Here is a 16,846-nt window from a genome sequence, read left to right as displayed (position 1 = left end):
CGGCGCCGTCCAACCACCTCCAATAGAGCACATGATAAATGTGCGGGCGACCCATCGGCTATTCAGCCGTTGAATGAGGCGGTCCGCGTCCCCGCTTTTCGATCACCTAATACTCCGACAGCACTTTGCTGTTTTCCCGCCCGCTTCCGCACCGCGGCGGTGCCGGCCGTGCATCGCCCTCGGTACGCCTGCGCGGCGGCTTGCGCCGGTCCGGACCGGCCGGCGAATGCGGGCCGGGTAGCCGCGCGGGGATCTTCGGGCGGACCGGGTCGGGTGCGGGGCTCCGCGCAGTCACCGGTGCAGGACCGGTGTGCGCGGCGCCCCGTACACATGACTGACAAGAAGCTGAAACACACGAACGGAATGCGGGTTCTGCCGGCGACCGTTCTGACTGGCATGACGGTAGGAGTAGTACTCAACGCGTCCGACGCGGACAACCAGGTCGACACCACGGTGGAGCTGGCGCGCGAGGCCGCGGCGGCGGGTCTGCGCTCGGCCTGGTTCGGGCAGACCTTCGGCGCGGACTCACCCCAGCTCGCGGCGATCGCCGGGCGCGAGGTACCCGGACTGCACGTGGGGACCTCCGCGCTCCCCGTCTTCGGCCGGCACCCGCTGCTCGTCTCCAGCCAGGCCCAGACCGCCCAGGCCGCGACGCACGGCCGCTACCACCTCGGGCTGGCCCTGGGCACCAGGCTGCTGACGGAGACCGGCTTCGGGCTGCCCTTCACCCGGCCCATCGCCCGCCTGCGTGAATTCCTCACCGCCCTGCGGCAGTTGACGGACACCGGTACGGCCGACTTCCACGGTGAACTGCTCACCGCGGCCCCGTCGATCCCCGCGCGCGTACCGGGTGCCGAGAACGGCGTGCCCCTGCTGGTCGCCGCGATGGGACCGCAGGCGCTGCGCGTCAGCGGTGAGCTGGCGGACGGGATCCTCCCCTATCTGGCCGGGCCGCGCGCCCTGGCGGAACACATCGTGCCCGCCCTGACGGCGGCGGCCGAGGCCGCCGGCCGGCCCGCACCCCGGGTCGTGGCCCTGGTGCCCGGCGTGGTCACCGACGACGTGGCGGCGGTGCGGGCTAAGGCCACCGAGCAGCTGGCGTTCTACGAACAGATCCCGTCCTACGCGCGGGTCATCGAACTCTCCGGCGGCCGGCCTGCCGCCGATGTCGCCGTGATCGGCGACGAGAAGACGGTCGCCGCCGAGGTACGGCGGTACCGGGACGCCGGGGCCACCGAGGTCGTCTTCTCGGGCACCGAGATCGCCGGAGCGGCCGGCCGGCGGCGCACCTGGGCACTCCTCGGCGAACTGGCCGGCTGAGTGCGCGACGGCGGGCCGTCGACCGGACTCCTGTCCGCACACCATGGCGAGGCCGGGCCTCGCGGAACGAGGGAGCAACCATGAGCACCGACGTCACTCCGACCGAACTCCAGGCGTTCACCGAGGAATGGCTGGACTGGTACCGCGCCCAGGAGGCCCGGCTCGCCGATCCGCACGGATTTCTGGCGATCACCGGCCTGCACTGGCTCGACGACCGGCCGCAGCGCTTCCCCGACGCCCCCGGTGCCTGGCGCACCGGCCGCGACGGGGTCGTCGTCACCCTGGACGACGGGGAGGAACTGGTCGTCGAGGGAACACCGGTGCGGGGCGAGCACCGTTTCGGTGTGCTTCCCGAGCGCGGCGGTGTCGACGCCGTCTGGAAAGACGCCGTGATCGAGGTCGCCAAGCGCGGCGGACACGACATCGTGCGTCCCCGGCACCCGGACGCTCCGTTGCGTGCCGCCTTCACCGGGACACCCGCCTACGCGCCGCATCCGCGCTGGGTCGTGACGGGACGTTACGTACCCTTCGACGAGCCGCGGCCGACCACCGTGGGCGCCGCGGTGGAGGGCCTTGAGCATGTGTACGACGCCCCGGGCAGGATCGAATTCGAGCTGGACGGGCGCCGGTTGTCCCTGACCGCCTTCCCCGGTCGCGGTGCGGGCCGGCTGATGGTGCTGTTCACCGACGCGACCTCCGGGGTCACCACCTACGCCGCCAACCGGGTGCTGACCGTGGAGCCGCCCGCCGCCGACGGCAGCGTCGTACTGGACTTCAACCGCGCCGCCAACCTGCCGTGCGCCTACACGGACCTGGCCACCTGCCCGCTGCCGCCGGCCGAGAACCGGCTTGCGGTGGCGATCGAGACCGGCCAGAAGATCCCCCACGAGCGCGGCGGCTCCTGACCGGCCCGCGGCACGCCCTGTCGTGGCCGTCATCCGGGCTCGTGCCGCCGCGGGGGCCGTCCGCGGGGGCGTGTGTGCGCCGGTCCGCGGGCGGCCGTCCGGGATCGTCCGTGCCGGCGGGTGTGTCCTGCTACTTGTAGGTGACGGTGATCGGGCCGTGCACGGTGTGCCGGGGCAGGGTGATCGTGAACGTGCCGGTGGAGTCGTCCCAGTGGTGGTCGCGGGGGGTCAGCCGGACACCGGCAGCCTTCACCTCGGTGGGTGCGTGGGCCATCCCCAGCAGGGACAGTGTCCAGGTGCGGTTCTTCACCTGGCCGCGGAAGGAGCCACGCGCCGGGCCGATCGACACCGTGTGGCGCGAGCCGCTGCGCTCGTAGCGGACGGTCGTCGTGGCGCTGTGTCCCCGCCGCGCGGCGGTTCCGTCGTCCTCGTACAGGCGGTACGTCCCCGGCGCGCCGGTGGCGATGGTCAGGGTGACGTCGGTCAGCGGGTTGCGCTCGTCGTCGGTGACGTCATGGGTGCGGGTGGGCAGGATGCCGCCGGCCTTGACGAACACCGGCATGGTGTCCAGGCCGGTGGTGATGTCCTGGGTGGTGCCGCCCTCGTAGGTCCTGCCGGTGAAGTAGTCGGTCCACCGGCCGGGCGGGAACCACACCGTGGTGGTCGCCGTCGTCCCCGGTGTCGTCACCGGGGCGACCAGGAGGTCCGGGCCGTAGAAGTACTCGCTGCCGGCCGTCGCGTACGCCTGCGGCTCGTCGGGGTACTCCAGGTAGGCGGGACGGACGATCGGCACACCGGTCCGGTTGGCCTCCTCGGCCAGCGAGTATGTGTACGGGACCAGGTTCTCGCGGAGGTTGAGGAACGTGTCCGCCGACTTCCGCGCCCCGGTGCCGTACTGCCAGGGCAGCCGGTCGCTGTGGTTGCTGTGCAGCCGGTCGATCGGCTGGAAGGTGCCGAACTGCACCCAGCGGGCGTAGAGGTCGTCGGGCAGCTTGTGCGTGGTGCGGGTCTGCCCGTCGACGGTGTATGTCTCCGAACCGGTCAGCCCCGTCGTGTCGTTGTGCCCGCCGATGTCGTGTGTGACGGCCGCCATGCCCGTCGCCGCTGACTCACCCGGGGTGTAGCCGACCTCGAACTTCAGTGTGCCCCAGGTGGAGGAGGTGTCCCCGGTGAAGTGCACGGTGGTGCGCTTGTCCGCCCACGGTCCGGTCGGCACCGCCTGCTGGCCGCTGTAGCCGCCGGCCTGGAGCGAGCCGTAGGCGCGTGAGAGGACGAAGCCTCGGCCGAGGGTTTCGCCCGTGTGGGTGGCGTACTGCTGGTTGATCCATGCGTCCGGCGTCACGCCCGGCAGCGACGACTGCGAGGCGTCGCAGCACCAGTCGAGCCACCAGAAGTCGTTGCCCTGCTCGTCCATGGTCCGGTGCAGGTCCAGGTACGCCTTGAGCTGGTCGGGGTCGCCGAAGTCGAAGACGTAGCAGTTGTTCCCCACCGAGGCGGATCCGCCGCAACCGCCCTTCTTCAGCTTGCCCTTGGCCGTGGCCTGCGCCTGGGCGAACTGGGGGTCGGACGCGAGGATGCTCGGGTGCACGTTGAGGGTGTTGTGCAGCCCCTGCGCGGCCGACCAGTCGAAGAACCCCTTCGGGTCGGGGAATCTGCCCCGGTCCATCTCCCAGCCGCTCCAGTCGTTCACGGCCTTGTAGTCGGTGTCGGTCACCAGCACGTCCAGTGGGACGTGTTCGGAGCGGAATGCCGGGAGAATCGTGTTCTGGTAGTCCGCGGCGGTGCGGTCGATGTACTCCGAGTACCAGACGCCGTAGGCCCACTGCGGCAGCAGTTGCGGCGGCCCGGTCAGGGTGGCCAGGTCGGTGAGTCCCCGCTTGTAGTCGTGCCCGAAGCCGAAGAGGTAGCCGTCCTGGTAGGGAGCGCCGCCGTGCGACGGCCGCGGTGTTGCCTTCCGCGACGCGGTGTCGTAGAGCGCCGACGGGGTGTCGTCCAGCAGGTACCAGCCGTCCTTGTTGAGCAGGCCGGGGGTGGTCGGCGGGGCGTTGCCGCTGCCGGTCACGCCGTCCAGGCCCCGGCGGTAGCCGCCGAGCGCGATGTGCGGGGCGGGCGCGGGCTCGTTCGTCGCGGCCACGGAGACGGTGTCCAGGTTGATGTGGCAGCTCGCCGTGTCCGGGCAGCCGAGGGTGACGTCGTCCTCGCCTGCTTTCAGGGCGACGGGTACGGAGGCGGTCTGCCAGGTGTTCCAGTCGTTCGTCGCGGGCAGCGTCAGGGTCCCGGTGGCGCCGCCCGCGGTGACGGAGGCGGTGCGGGTCTGGTGGAGGCCGTCGCCGCCGGTGCCGTTGGCGTAGCGCACCCGCAGGGTGTACGTGCCGTCGACCGGAACGCCGACCAGATGGGTCGTCAGGCTCGACCCCTTGTTCAGTTCGGCGACGAAGCCGTTGCCCGCGTATCCCGTGTGGTCGGTGGCGCGTACCGCGGTGCCACCGGTCCGTCCGGCCTCCGCCTCGCAGCTCGTGCCGAGCGGGCAGTCGGGGATCGCGGTGCGGGAGACGGGCGGGTACGCGTCGCCGGGGCGCACCAGGGCGACGCTGTCGATGTTGACGTTCCCGCTGTCCGCGGCGGTCCGGGTCAGGGCGATCGTGTGGTGGCCCGCGGTGAGCGCGAGATCCGCGGTGGCCCGGCTCCAGGTGTCCCAGTTCGCCGTGGTCGGCAGGGTCATCGTCTGCTGCGCGCCGCCGTCCACCGACAGGGTCAGTGTGCGGGTGCGGGTCTGGCCGTCCCCGCCCGCGGAGTTGGCGTAGCGCAGGGCGAACTGGTAGGCGCCGGCCTCTTTGACATCGATGTCAGCGGACGCGGAGCTTCCGGTGCCCTGGAATCCGGCGGCGAATCCGGTGCCGGTGTGGCCGGTGTGGTCCGCGGCCACGGACACCCCGTCGAGCCGAAGGCTCTCCGCCTCGCACAGCGCGCCGACCGTACAGGTCAGCCGCTGCCAGGGGGCGGCGGTCACCGGGGTGCCGCCGGCCGTCAGGCGCACCGAGAGGTTCTTCGCGTCGAACGGCCCGGAGCCGACCTGGTAGCGCAGGGTCAGCGCGCTGGTCCTGATGGTCAGCCAGCCGCCGGAGGTGGTGGCGGTGTAGGCGGCCGGCGCGAAGCCGTCGCGGCCGATCGCGTTGAACGTCGCGGCGTCGGTGAACTCGCCGTCGCCCGCGTACTCGGTGCGGATCAGCGTCGGCGAAAGGATCTCGAAGCGGGCGTCCCCGGAGTTGACGGTGGGGATGCTCGTGCCCTGCGGGCCGCCGGCCGACGCGGGGCCGGCGCCCATCAGCGTCATGGCGGCGGCGACGGCCAGGGCGGCGGCCGTGCCCATGCGCCGCCGCGCCGATCTGAGCCGTCGCCTCTTCGATGCGACTGTCATGGCAACTCCGTCCTTCTGTCGGCCGGATGGCCTGTCCCTGCCGGGCCGGTCCCAACTCGCCCCGATCCTTTCAACGTTGGAAATCGGGTGGGTGGCGTGAGGGTACATCCTGGAGGCCGTGTCCATAAGGGTGCCGCACGCCCCTGCCGCATCACCGGGCCCGTCACGAGGCGCGTCGCCCGACGCGTCCCCCGGCAGCCGTCTCGCCGCCGCACAACACCCGGCGCGGCAGCGGCAGTCGGGGACGCACGGTGTCACAGCTGGTGGGCGGCCGAGGTGCCGACTCACTCTCCTCGCCTCGCGACGGCGCCGGTGAACCCCGAGGGCGCGGCGCAGCGCGCGCGAAGAACGGGGAGAACGGGCTGACGGGCGGCGAGCGGTCAGCGGCAGGTCTGGTCGAACTGATCGGCGCGGCGGCCCGCCCGGAACGGGTCGAGCCGCGGGGTGCGTGCCTGACCTGCGCTCTCCATGGCCGGATCACAGCACACGGTCGCAGAAGCGTCCACCACGCGTCCCGGTACATGAGACGGCCGCCTTGCACGCGGAGCGTCGAACAGGACGTCGGGTTACGGCATTGACGTACGACGAGAGCGCTCCGTAGCATCGCGAACGGCATTGAGTGTCAGCGTCAAGCCCTGGCTCGCTGACCGGCAACCCTCCCGCGCGGTGGGGTGCTCCAGGTGAAAGCCCGGCGGAATCACCGACGATTCCCGCAAGCGCGTGGCCCCCGGAGCGGGGCGGGAGACGGGGAGGACCGGTATGCGGCACAGTGGTGACGCGGTTGCCTCCTTCGCCGACGCCACGGCGTTCTCCCGGCTCGCACGCCGACGCCACATCGATCTGAAGCGCTCGACCAGCTGCCTGTGTCGGTCCTGACGCGCCCGCCCGCCGCCGGCTGACGTCCGCCGCCGGCCCCGGCTGTCCCGTGCCTTCCCCTCGCCGCCGGCTTCCGGTGTCGTCCCCCTGATCCCTGTCTGTACGGCGCTCCCCCGCCGCCGGAGCCGATCCGGCCGGGGCCGCACGCCCCTGCGCGGCCGTGCCTCGCACGGCACCCCGTGCCTGGTGACACGAGTAGGAGACCCCCTCCGTGACAGCATTTCCGGAATTCAGACTCTCCCGACGGGCTCCCCTGGCCGCCCTTGTGACCGCCAGTGTCCTGCTGACCGCCTGTGGTTCGAGCGGCGGCGCATCCGGCGGCGGAAGCGGCCGGGCGAGGTCCGGCGGCACCCTGACCTTCGCGGTGGGTTCCGACGCCGGCTGCGTGGATCCGCAGCAGGTCGGCAGCAACGACACCATCTACTCGGTGCGCCAGGTCGTGGACTCCCTGACCGACCAGGACCCGAGGACCGGCAAGATCGTGCCGTGGCTGGCGAAGAGCTGGGACATCAACGCCGACGCGACGGCGTTCACCTTCCGTCTGCGGCCGAATGTCACCTTCAGCGACGGGTCCAAGCTGACCGCGCAGGTGGTCAAGGACAACTTCGACGCGGTGCCGAAGCTCGGCGCCCTGGGAACCCTCGCCCAAGGCTATCTCAGCGGCGTCAGGAGCACCACCGTGGTCGACCCGCTCACCGTCAAGGTGACGTTCAAGGAACCCAACGCCCAGTTCCTCCAGGCGACGTCGACCCACTCGCTGGGCATCGAGTCGTCGGCGAGCGTCGACAAGACACCCCAGCAGAAGTGCAGCGACGGCGTGATCGGGTCCGGGCCGTTCGTGCTGAAGCAGTATGTGCAGAACCAGTCGATCACCCTGGCCCGGCGCACCGGGTACGCCTGGGGCTCCTCGCTGTGGTCCAAGAAGGGCGAGGCGTACCTGGACAAGCTGGTGTTCAAGGTCGTGCCGGAGGCGGGGGTCAGGGCCGGCAGCCTCCAGTCCGGGCAGGTGGACGCGGTCAGCAGCGTAGGAAAGGCCGACGAGGCCGCGCTCAAGAGCGGCCAGGTCGCCCTCCAGCGCCGGGCCAACCCCGGCGTGGTGTTCGGGCTGGGGCTCAACAACGCGCGGCCCGTCCTGAAGGACGCGAAGGTGCGCCGTGCGATCCAGTCCGCCGTCGACCGGCGGCAGATCGCCGACACGGTGTTCCCGACCGGTACCCGGCCTGCGACCAGCGTTCTTTCGCACACCACGCCCGACTACACGAATCTCGCCGCGGACCTCGCCTTCGACGCCAACAAGGCGAAGTCCCTGCTGGACGCGGCCGGTTGGCACACCGGCCGGGACGGTGTCCGCACCAAGGACGGCAGGAAGCTGAGCCTGACCATCACCTGGTTCCCCAACGCGGCCACCAACCAGCCCGCGCTGGAACTGGTCCAGCAGCAGCTGAAGGCCGTCGGGATCGACGTGGTGCTCAAACAGCTCCAGGTCAGCCAGTTCACCACGACGCTCCAGTCGGGTGACTTCGACGTGGTGTGGGGGAACGTCACCCGTTCCGACCCGGACATCCTGCGCAACTCCTTCTCCACCCATCTGGTCAACGTCTACCATCTGCCGCCCAGTTCACTGGACACGGCGCTGTCCGAACAGGCCGCGACCACGGACCCCGCGCAGCGCGGCCACCTGGTGGCCGAGGCGCAGAGACTCCTCGTGCGCAACGCGTACTACGCGCCGGTGGTGGAGCTCCAGACCCAGCTGGGCGTGTCGAAGAAGGTGCACGATCTCGCCTTTGACTCGGGCAGCCGGATCCAGCTGCACGACACCTGGATCGGCTAGCGCATGCGCCGCTATGTGATCAAACGGCTGGCGCAGGCCGTGGGTGTGCTGTGGGCGGCCTACACGGTGTCGTTCCTGGTGCTGGACCATCTGCCCGGCGACCCGGTCACCGCGATGGCCGGCGCCGGGACGGACTCGGGGCAGGTCGACCCCGCCCAACTCGCCGCGCTGCGACACGAGTACGGCTTCGACAAGCCGGTGCTCGCGCAGTACGCCGACTATCTCGGCCGGGCGCTGCGCGGGGACTTCGGCGACGCGGTCTCCACGGGCCGCCCGGTGACCTCCGTCCTGGCCGACGCGCTGCCGCAGACACTCCAGTTGACCGGTGCCGCGCTGCTGCTCGCGGTGCTGCTCGGCGGCGGCCTCGCGGTGGTGGCGACGTACACCGCTCAACGCTGGCTGCGGCAGCTGCTGCTGTCGCTGCCGCCGCTCGGGGTGTCGGTCCCGACGTTCTGGGTGGGGCTGCTGCTGGTCGAGACCTTCTCCTTCCGGCTGCACTGGTTCCCGGCGTTCGGCAACGACGGGGTACGGGGCCTGGTCCTGCCGGCGCTGACGCTGGCCGTGCCGACCGGTGCGCAGATCGCCCAGGTGCTGGCCAAGAGCCTGCTGACCGCGCTGGACCAGTCGTATGTGGAGACCGCACGCGCCAAGGGCGCCGGCCGGTGGCGGGTCCATCTGCGGCACGCGCTGCGCAACGCGTCGCTGCCCGCGCTCACGGTGGTGGGCCTGCTGGTCGGGCAGCTGATCGCCGGTTCGGTCGTCGTGGAGACGGTGTTCTCCCGTGACGGCCTGGGCCGGGTGACCGCGGCGGCGGTCACCGCACAGGACATCCCCCTGGTCCAAGGGGTGGTGGTGTTCGGAGCGCTGATCTTCGTGGCGACGAACCTGGTCGTCGATCTCATCTATCCGCTGCTGGACCCGCGGATCGTGGTGGCCTCGGACAGGAGGGCGAGCTTCGCATGAGTCAGCGTCTTGTGGACAGCACCGTTGACACCGCCGACCCCGCCGAGGCCGCCCTCGGCCTCGCCCGGCCGGTCCGGTCGGCCTCCCCCGCGCCGCCGGGCCGCCGCGGCGACCTGCGGCGGGGGCTGCGGTTCCTGCTGCGCCGCCCCGGTCTGCTGCTGTCGGCCGCCGTCCTGGTCCTGGTGGTGCTGGCCTCGTTCTGGCCGGACCTGTTCACCTCGCAGGACCCGTTGAAGGGGGTGCCGTCGCAGAACTTCCGCGGTCCGAGCGGCAGTCACCTGTTCGGCACGGACGAGCTGGGACGCGATGTGTTCTCCCGGGTGGTGCACGGCGCCCAACTGTCCCTCAAGGCCACGCTGATCGCGGTCCTGGTCGCGTTCGTGGTCGGGGGTCTGCTCGGGGTGGTCGCCGGGTTCGTGGGCCGCTGGGTGGACGACGTGCTGATGCGTTTCGTGGACGTCCTCCTGTCCATCCCCGCCCTGTTCCTGTCGCTGGCCCTCGTCACCGCGCTCGGCTACGGCACGGTGAAGGTGGCGGTGGCGGTCGGCATCGCGAGCGTCGCCTCCTTCGCCCGGGTGGCGCGCGCCGAAGTACTCCGGGTGCGGCAGGCGGTGTTCGTCGAGGCGTCCCGCTCCTGCGGGGCCCGCTGGTACTCGGTGCTGGGCAGGCACGTCCTGCCCAACGCCGCAGGCCCGGTGATCGTCCTGGCCACGCTGGACTTCGGCGCCTCGATCCTGGCCGTCTCGGCGCTGAGCTTCCTCGGCTACGGCGCGCCGCCACCGGCCCCGGAATGGGGGACGTTGATCTCCGACGGCCGCAACTACCTGGCCAACGCCTGGTGGCTGACCGCGCTGCCCGGTCTGGCGATCGCCGCGACCGTGCTGGCGACCAACCGCATCGCACGGGCCCTGGACGGCGAATGGTCCCGGCAGCGATGACCGACGAACGTGAGAACGGTGAGGACGTGACCACACCACTGCTGGAGATCCGCGGCCTGTCCGTGTCGTACCGCACCCGGGGCGGCACGGTAGCGGCCGTGCGGGGCGTGGACCTCGACGTCTGGCCCGGGCGGATGACCGCCGTGGTCGGCGAGTCCGGCTCCGGCAAGAGCACCACCGCGCACGCCGTCACCCGGCTGCTGGCGGCGAACGGCACCATCGACGCGGGCACGGTCCGCTTCGGCCGGCACGACCTGGCCGCGCTGTCGGAGGCTGAGCTGCGCACCGTGCGCGGCGCGCAGATCGGGCTGGTACCGCAGGACCCGACGGTCTCGCTCAACCCGGTCAAGCGGATCGGCGAACAGGTCGCCGAGGTGCTGCGCATCCACGGTCTCGCGACCCGCCGTTCGGCCGCCGCCGAGGCGGTCGGCGTGCTCGACCGTGCCGGGCTGCCCGACGCGGCCGTCCGGGCCCGGCAGTACCCGCACGAACTGTCCGGCGGCATGCGGCAACGGGCCCTGATCGCCGTCGCCATCGCCGCCCGGCCCAGGCTGATCATCGCCGACGAACCGACCAGCGCGCTGGACGTCACCGTTCAGCGCGTCATCCTCGACCATCTCCAGCGCCTCACCGAGGAGTCGGGCACCGCGATCCTGCTGGTGACCCACGATCTCGGGGTGGCGGCCGACCGGGCGCAGCGTCTGGTGGTCATGTCGCAGGGCAAGGTCGTCGAGGCGGGCGAGACCCGTGCCGTGCTGGCCGACCCGCAGCACGCGTACACCCGGCGGCTGCTGGCCGGCGCCCCCAGCATGACCACGGTCAGGCCCCGTACCCCGGTGGCCGAGGCGCCCGCCGATGCCGTCCCTCTGGTCGAAACCCGCAACCTGGTCAAGGAGTTCAGGCTGCCGCGCGCGGGGGGCGGGGCGCGGACCCTGCGCGCGGTCGACGGCGTCAGCCTCACCGTGCGGCGCGGACAGACCCTCGCCCTGGTCGGGGAATCGGGCTCGGGCAAGTCCACCACCGCCCGTCTGGTGCTCCGCCTCGCCGACGTGACCTCAGGGCAGGTCCTGTTCGACGGCACCGACGTCACCGCCGTCAGGGGCGCCGGGGCCAGACAGCTGCGCCGCCGCGCCCAGTTGGTCTACCAGAACCCGTACGCCTCGCTCGATCCGCGGTTCTCCATCGGCGAGGTGATCACCGAGCCGCTGCGGGCCTTCAAGGTCGGCGACGGCGCCTCCCGGCTCGCCCGTGCCCGCGAACTCCTCGACCGGGTGGCCCTTCCCGCCTCCACGCTGGAGCGCCGTCCGGCCGAGCTGTCGGGCGGACAGCGCCAGCGCGTGGCCATCGCCCGTGCCCTCGCGCTCTTTCCCGACCTGGTGGTGTGCGACGAACCCGTCTCCGCGCTCGACGTGTCCGTTCAGGCCCAAGTCCTGGACCTGCTGGCCGAGTTGCAGGCGGACACCGGCGTGGCGTATCTGTTCATCTCGCACGATCTGGCCGTCGTGCGCCAGATCGCGCATCAGGTGGCCGTGATGCGGGCCGGCCGCGTTGTCGAAACGGGTCCGCCCGGGGACCTGTTCACCGAACCGCGGCACGCGTACACCCGCGAGCTGCTGGCGGCGATCCCCGGCGGGCGTCACGCCTGCGCCACCGAGACCACCACAGGCTGACGACGTCACCACGGCCCGGCTGAACCTGCTGTCCGCGGACCGCCGCACACGGTCCGCGGACCGTCCGACGCGGGTGGCCCCGGGCCGGGTGATCGTCAGCCGGTCGGGGGTTCGGCCCCGGTGTCCCGGCGTACCTTCTGCCGGATGCGGGTGTCCCGGTCGTGTGCGTGGTGCTCCAGCTCGCGCAGCCGAGCCGACTCGGCGTCCCGGCCGCGGATCGCCTCCGTGATTTCCCGGTGCTCGGCGAGAGTCGCGCCGAAGGCGGCCCACGCTCCCGTCGACCGGTCGTAGTCCACCACGGTGGAGGTGTCATGGATGCCTGGACCCGTGCGTACGCCCGGATCCGGGAGGCGGAGGGACAGGTGAACGGGAAGGGCGCGGCGGGGTCGCAGAAGCCGGCTGGCGCGGTTGCGCCACTCGCCGCGTTCCGGCCGGGCGAGGCCCGGGTTCTCGCGGAGGGTGCCACCCCGCCGGCCGGTGCGCAGGAGACCGCGGCGGCGCGGTTCGGGGACGACATGGGCGGCGAACTCCTCGGGGCCGGGTGCATGCACCTGCATGGGGCGAGGGGGCGCGATCGCGCCGTCCGCGAGCCTTCTTTCACGAAGCCGCACTATTCGCCTCACGGCGGCCCGGTCGCCCGGCGGAGGCGGCTCCGGGCGGATGGAGGGGGCTCAGGGCGACTCCGGGCGGCTTGAGCGACTCCGGGCGGTTGAGGGGGCGCCGGCGGCGGTGGGTGCGCGGATGTGTGCTCCTGCCCTTGCCGACCCGAGGCGCGGGCGGGTTCACTGGAGTGATGCAGACCCTCGCCGCCACGCTGACGGGCCTCCGGCCCTCGCGTCGCGTCCATCTCTTCGACGGGTTCTGTCGCAGGGACGTGTGACCGCGCTCCACGGCCCGTGACATCCGTGACGTCCGGAGTCGCACGCGCCGTCTCCCGCACCGTCCGCCATCCGAGACAACCGAGGTCCGCCATGTCCGTGACCGATGAACTGCTGGCCAACAACGCCCGCTACGCCGAGACCTTCTCCGGCCCGCTCCCGTTGCCTCCCTCCCGGCAGGTCGCCGTCGTGGCCTGCATGGACGCCCGGCTGAACGTCTACGCGATGCTCGGCCTGAAGGATGGTGAGGCCCATGTCATCCGCAACGCGGGCGGCGTGATCACCCAGGACGAGATCCGCTCGCTCGCCATCAGCCAGCGACTGCTCGGCACCGAGGAGATCATCCTCATCCACCACACCGACTGCGGCATGCTGACCTTCACCGACGATGTGTCGGAGCGGCGTTCGCGCCGCCGGGGCCGGCGAGGGGGCTCACCGGCCCCGGGAAGGTGACGACCGGTCCCCCATGAGTACCGGACGATCGCCGCCGTGCCGCCGGTGCCTTCGGCGCTCAGAACGCCTCGGCCTCGTAGGTCCCGTACTCGGGCAGTCCTGTCGGCCGGTAGACCTGCGCGGCGACTCCGCTCGGTGTCGTCTCGCTGCTCAGCAGGCGCAGCCCGGCCGGACGGCCGTGGTCGGGGAACAGCCGCCGGCCGCTGCCCACGACCACCGGCGCGATCATCAGCCGCACCTCGTCGATCAGCCCGGCGGCCAGCAGCGACGCGCCGAGGCGGGCGCTGCCGTGGATCTGCAGCTCCCGCCCCGGCCGCCGCTTGAGGTCGGCGACCTGGGCGGGCACGTCCCCGCAGAGGACCGTCGTGGGCTCCCAGCCGGCGTCGGCGAGACGGTGCGAGGCCACGTACTTCGGCAGCCCGTTGAGCTTGGCCGCGACCGGATCGTCCGGGTCGTCCATCGTCGGCCAGTCCCGTGCGAAGTTGTCGTAGGTACGGCGCCCGAACAGGAACGCGTCCGCTTCGTCGAGCCAGCCGGTCGTGATCCGCATGAACGCGTCGTCCAGATGCGGTACGAGCCAGCCGCCCCGGGTGAACCCGTCGCTCGTGTCCTCCTGCGGTGACCCGGGGCCCTGTGCCACACCGTCCAGCGACAGGAACTCCTGCAGAATCAACTTCACCTCGCACTGCCCTTCCTCGGTCCCGGGACGGCCGCCGCCCCGGCCCAGTGATGACCGCGCCGCCCACGCGAACTCATCGGCCGCAGGCCCGGACCGGTGCCGTCGTGGTGGGAGTCGGAGGCACGCCACCCGCTGTCGACAGACAGCCCGGCGAACGGAGAGCGGGAGACCGGCAGTTGGCCAGTCTTCCGCCGACCCGGTCCACGGGAAAAGGGAACCGCGCGCGGGACGTACTGGTCCCCTACCTGCTGTGCGACCACCCGCTGCGCTTCCGCGTGCTCCGCGACGTGGAGGAGATCCACCCGGCCGCGCCGCGCGCAGCGGTCACGCGGGGACCGGAATCCCGAGTTCGGCGAGCAGGCCGCGCACCCGCCGTTCGACGGCGTCCCGGATCGGCCGGACCGCCTCGATGCCCTGGCCCGCCGGGTCGTCCAGCTGCCAGTCGAGGTACCGCTTGCCGGGAAAGACGGGGCAGGCGTCTCCGCAGCCCATGGTGATCACCACGTCCGAGGCCCGCACGGCCTCCGTGGTGAGGACCTTCGGCGTCTGGGCGGAGATGTCGATGCCGGCCTCCTTCATCGCCTCGACCACCGCCGGGTTGACGGAGTCGGCGGGCGCGGAGCCCGCCGAGCGGACCTCGACCCGGTCACCGGCGAGATGGGCGAGGAAGGCGGCTCCCATCTGGGAACGTCCGGCGTTGTGGACACAGACGAACAGCACCGAAGGAACCGGGGCGGAAAGGCTCATGGCGGGTGGTCTTTCTGCGGGAAACGGTCAGCGGGAAGCGGGTTCGGCTTCGCCGCGCGGGGCGCCGATCCCGTGTCGCGCCGGGGCGGCGCCGGGACCGTGGACCACGGCCACGACGCCGAGCCCGAGCACGGCGCCGAACAGCTGCGCGGCGATGAACGGGGCGACGGAGGCGGGTGCGATCCCGGCGAAGGTGTCGGTGAACGCCCGGCCGACGGTGACCGCCGGGTTCGCGAACGACGTGGAGGAGGTGAACCAGTAGGCGGCCCCGATGTAGGCGGCCACCGCGGCCGGGGCGAGCGCGGCGCGGCCGGTCCGGTCGAGGCCGAGGACCAGCAGGACCAGCCCCGCCGTGGCGACGACCTCGCCCAGCCACAGGTGCGGGGCGGACCGCTCGTGGGTGGAGAACGCCACCAGCGGCTTGGCGAACATCGCGTCGGCGAGGACTGCGCCGCCGATGGCGCCGCCGAGCTGCGCGGGCAGATAGGCGGCGACGTCCCGCAGGGCGAGGCCGCCTGGGTCGCGGCGGCCGGTGAACCAGGCGGCCAGGGTGACGGCGGGGTTGAAGTGCGCTCCGGAGACCGGCCCGAGCAGCGCGATCAGCACGCCCAGGCCGAAGACGGTGGCGAGGGAGTTGGCGAGCAACTGCACGCCGACGTCGCGCGACAGCTCGGTGGCCTGGATGCCGGAGCCGACCACCATGGCCACCAGCAGCCCGGTCCCGATCGCCTCGGCGGCGACACGGCGGCCGAGCGGCGCCTTCACGCGTCGGCTCCGGCGGGCCGCGGGGTGGTCAGGAACATGGCGAGCTGGTCCAGGACGCCGGGCAGCACCCGGTAGTACACCCATGTCCCGCGCCGTTCGCAGTCGATGAGACCGGCCTGCCGCAGCAGCTTGAGGTGGTGCGAGATCGTCGGCTGGGACAGGTCGAAGGCCGGGGTCAGCTCACACACACAGACCTCGCCGCCCGCGCCGCGTGAGGCGATCATCGACAGCAGGCGCAGCCGGACCGGGTCGCCCAGGGCCTTGAAGACCTTCGCCAGGTCGGCCGCCCGCTCCTCGTCCAGGGGCGCGCCGGACAGGCCCGGGCAGCAGACACCGTCCCGACCGATCACCTCAAGCTCTTGCTTCGACATGTGTCTATCTTGACGCCTTTCGAATCAAGGCGCAAGGTTGCATCAACGAACGTCAATACAAGCCGTTCCGAGGCGCCCCTGTGCCTCAACACCCGGGAGTGAGTCATGTCCGATCAGCCCATCGACCTGCGCGAAACCGTCCGTCGGCGCTATGCCGCCGCGGCCGTCAAGGTCGCCGAGGGCGGCACCGCCTGCTGCGGACCCGAGCCCGTCGAGCCCGGCGAGAACTTCGGGTACACCCGCTACGCCGCCGACGAGCGCGACACCCTGCCCGCCGAGGCCGTCGCCGCCTCCCTCGGCTGCGGCAACCCCACCGCCGTCGCCGGCCTCCACGCGGGCGAACACGTCCTCGACCTCGGTTCCGGTGGCGGCATCGACGTCCTTCTGTCGGCGCGCCGGGTCGGCCCCACCGGCAAGGCGTACGGCCTCGACATGACCGAGGAGATGCTCGCACTCGCCCTCGCCAACGCGGCGAAGGCCAAGGCGACGAACGTGGAGTTCCTGAAGGGGACCATCGAGGCGATCCCGCTCCCGGCGCACACCGTCGACGTCGTGATCTCCAACTGCGTGATCAACCTGTCGGTCGACAAACCTGCCGTGTTCGCCGAGATCTTCCGTGTGCTCAGGCCCGGCGGCAGGATCGGCGTCTTCGACGTCGTCGCCGACGACGCCCTCGGCCCCGAACAGCGGGCCGAGCGCGGCGACCACGCCGGATGCATCGCCGGCGCGCTCTCCTTCGCCGAGTACCGCGCGGGGCTTCAGGACGCCGGATTCGCCGACATCGAGATCACCCCGACCCACCCGGTCGCCGACGGCATGCACTCCGCGTTCGTCCGCGCCGCCAAGCCGCCGGCCGCCGAACGAGCCCGCCGGGGCGGGGAGCCGGCGGACGTCTGCGGCGGCGCCGGCGCCTGCTGTGGACCGGCCGAGACCTGAGCCGGCCCCACCTGGGCCAAGACGAGCAGGTTCATGGCGGTGATCTCCAGGCCGGCGGTGTGCCCGGTCCTCCGGGTCGGGCCCGGCCGAGCGGAC

14 protein-coding genes and 1 riboswitch are annotated in these 16,846 nt (G+C 72.0%); of the genes, 8 read left to right on the top strand and 6 right to left on the bottom strand.

Translation table 11 applies throughout. The features are described from left to right. The first annotated feature begins 396 nt into the window (after positions 1–396). Positions 397–1,320, top strand: coding sequence for an LLM class F420-dependent oxidoreductase (locus AC27LF_RS36775; protein WP_479660659.1), 924 nt, complete (start codon positions 397–399; stop codon positions 1,318–1,320). An 80-nt stretch (positions 1,321–1,400) separates the two neighbouring features. Continuing rightward, the gene (locus AC27LF_RS36770; protein WP_479660658.1) at positions 1,401–2,225 is read left to right on the top strand and encodes a DUF1684 domain-containing protein; all 825 of its coding nucleotides are present in this window, start codon (positions 1,401–1,403) and stop codon (positions 2,223–2,225) included. Between the two features lie 130 nt (positions 2,226–2,355). Here AC27LF_RS36770 and AC27LF_RS36765 read toward each other — a convergent pair whose 3' ends face one another. Beyond that, a complete protein-coding gene (locus AC27LF_RS36765) occupies positions 2,356–5,559 on the bottom strand; it encodes a TIM-barrel domain-containing protein (protein WP_479660700.1) in 3,204 nt (1,067 codons plus the stop codon). Between the two features lie 695 nt (positions 5,560–6,254). Continuing rightward, a riboswitch (SAM riboswitch) is annotated at positions 6,255–6,368 on the top strand. A 416-nt stretch (positions 6,369–6,784) separates the two neighbouring features. On the opposite strand from AC27LF_RS36765, the gene AC27LF_RS36760 reads away from it, so the two are divergent. Genes AC27LF_RS36760 through AC27LF_RS36745 form a run of 4 tightly spaced genes read left to right on the top strand, consistent with a single transcriptional unit; the run spans position 6,785 to position 11,921 of the window. Continuing rightward, a complete protein-coding gene (locus tag AC27LF_RS36760; protein WP_479660657.1) occupies positions 6,785–8,350 on the top strand; it encodes an ABC transporter substrate-binding protein in 1,566 nt (521 codons plus the stop codon). A gap of 3 nt (positions 8,351–8,353) precedes the next feature. Continuing rightward, complete coding sequence (locus AC27LF_RS36755; protein WP_479660656.1) at positions 8,354–9,313, top strand: ABC transporter permease; 960 nt, start codon at positions 8,354–8,356, stop codon at positions 9,311–9,313. Next, entirely contained in the window at positions 9,310–10,251 is a 942-nt protein-coding gene (locus tag AC27LF_RS36750) for an ABC transporter permease (RefSeq protein ID WP_479660655.1), read from the top strand. The genes AC27LF_RS36755 and AC27LF_RS36750 overlap by 4 nt, the downstream gene beginning before the upstream one ends. After that, positions 10,248–11,921 carry a dipeptide ABC transporter ATP-binding protein gene (locus tag AC27LF_RS36745; RefSeq protein WP_479660654.1) on the top strand — a complete coding sequence of 558 codons (1,674 nt, stop codon included), beginning with the start codon at positions 10,248–10,250 and terminating at the stop codon, positions 11,919–11,921. The genes AC27LF_RS36750 and AC27LF_RS36745 overlap by 4 nt, the downstream gene beginning before the upstream one ends. Before the next feature lie 95 nt (positions 11,922–12,016). Here the strand turns inward: AC27LF_RS36745 and AC27LF_RS36740 are convergent, their stop codons facing one another. Further along, entirely contained in the window at positions 12,017–12,478 is a 462-nt protein-coding gene (locus AC27LF_RS36740) for a hypothetical protein (protein ID WP_479660653.1), read from the bottom strand. 414 nt (positions 12,479–12,892) lie between these two features. On the opposite strand from AC27LF_RS36740, the gene AC27LF_RS36735 reads away from it, so the two are divergent. Beyond that, positions 12,893–13,252 carry a beta-class carbonic anhydrase gene (locus tag AC27LF_RS36735; protein WP_479660652.1) on the top strand — a complete coding sequence of 120 codons (360 nt, stop codon included), beginning with the start codon at positions 12,893–12,895 and terminating at the stop codon, positions 13,250–13,252. Positions 13,253–13,310: 58 nt separating this feature from the next. Here the strand turns inward: AC27LF_RS36735 and AC27LF_RS36730 are convergent, their stop codons facing one another. The 4 genes from AC27LF_RS36730 to AC27LF_RS36715 form a co-directional block, all read right to left on the bottom strand. Next, a complete protein-coding gene (locus AC27LF_RS36730) occupies positions 13,311–13,931 on the bottom strand; it encodes a dihydrofolate reductase family protein (RefSeq protein ID WP_479660651.1) in 621 nt (206 codons plus the stop codon). 324 nt (positions 13,932–14,255) lie between these two features. Continuing rightward, positions 14,256–14,678 (bottom strand): arsenate reductase ArsC, encoded by a 423-nt coding sequence (locus tag AC27LF_RS36725; RefSeq protein ID WP_479660650.1) that lies wholly within the window; start codon positions 14,676–14,678, stop codon positions 14,256–14,258. 27 nt (positions 14,679–14,705) lie between these two features. Then, positions 14,706–15,443: an aquaporin gene (locus AC27LF_RS36720; protein ID WP_479660649.1), complete on the bottom strand. Its 738-nt coding sequence runs from the start codon at positions 15,441–15,443 to the stop codon at positions 14,706–14,708. Then, the gene (locus tag AC27LF_RS36715; protein ID WP_479660648.1) at positions 15,440–15,814 is read right to left on the bottom strand and encodes an ArsR/SmtB family transcription factor; all 375 of its coding nucleotides are present in this window, start codon (positions 15,812–15,814) and stop codon (positions 15,440–15,442) included. Before AC27LF_RS36715 ends, AC27LF_RS36720 begins: the two co-directional genes overlap by 4 nt. A gap of 105 nt (positions 15,815–15,919) precedes the next feature. Here AC27LF_RS36715 and arsM point away from each other — a divergent pair, with 105 nt between their 5' ends. Next, the gene (arsM, locus tag AC27LF_RS36710) at positions 15,920–16,750 is read left to right on the top strand and encodes an arsenite methyltransferase (RefSeq protein ID WP_479660647.1); all 831 of its coding nucleotides are present in this window, start codon (positions 15,920–15,922) and stop codon (positions 16,748–16,750) included. The last annotated feature ends 96 nt before the right edge of the window (positions 16,751–16,846 follow it).

The sequence above is a fragment of the Streptomyces diversicolor genome (assembly GCF_057537855.1).
The sequence above is the reverse complement of the archived record's forward strand: the minus strand, read 5'-3'. Positions and strand labels throughout refer to the sequence as shown.

Coding starts and splice junctions, on each gene's coding strand:
- AC27LF_RS36725 (WP_479660650.1), bottom strand. CDS start 14,678: ATGAGCCTTTCCGCCCCGGTTCCTTCGGTGCTGTTCGTCTGTGTCCAC.
- AC27LF_RS36755 (WP_479660656.1), top strand. CDS start 8,354: ATGCGCCGCTATGTGATCAAACGGCTGGCGCAGGCCGTGGGTGTGCTG.
- AC27LF_RS36735 (WP_479660652.1), top strand. CDS start 12,893: ATGTCCGTGACCGATGAACTGCTGGCCAACAACGCCCGCTACGCCGAG.
- AC27LF_RS36765 (WP_479660700.1), bottom strand. CDS start 5,559: ATGACGCTGATGGGCGCCGGCCCCGCGTCGGCCGGCGGCCCGCAGGGC.
- AC27LF_RS36775 (WP_479660659.1), top strand. CDS start 397: ATGACGGTAGGAGTAGTACTCAACGCGTCCGACGCGGACAACCAGGTC.
- AC27LF_RS36745 (WP_479660654.1), top strand. CDS start 10,248: ATGACCGACGAACGTGAGAACGGTGAGGACGTGACCACACCACTGCTG.
- AC27LF_RS36715 (WP_479660648.1), bottom strand. CDS start 15,814: ATGTCGAAGCAAGAGCTTGAGGTGATCGGTCGGGACGGTGTCTGCTGC.
- AC27LF_RS36750 (WP_479660655.1), top strand. CDS start 9,310: ATGAGTCAGCGTCTTGTGGACAGCACCGTTGACACCGCCGACCCCGCC.
- arsM (WP_479660647.1), top strand. CDS start 15,920: ATGTCCGATCAGCCCATCGACCTGCGCGAAACCGTCCGTCGGCGCTAT.
- AC27LF_RS36740 (WP_479660653.1), bottom strand. CDS start 12,478: ATGCAGGTGCATGCACCCGGCCCCGAGGAGTTCGCCGCCCATGTCGTC.
- AC27LF_RS36770 (WP_479660658.1), top strand. CDS start 1,401: ATGAGCACCGACGTCACTCCGACCGAACTCCAGGCGTTCACCGAGGAA.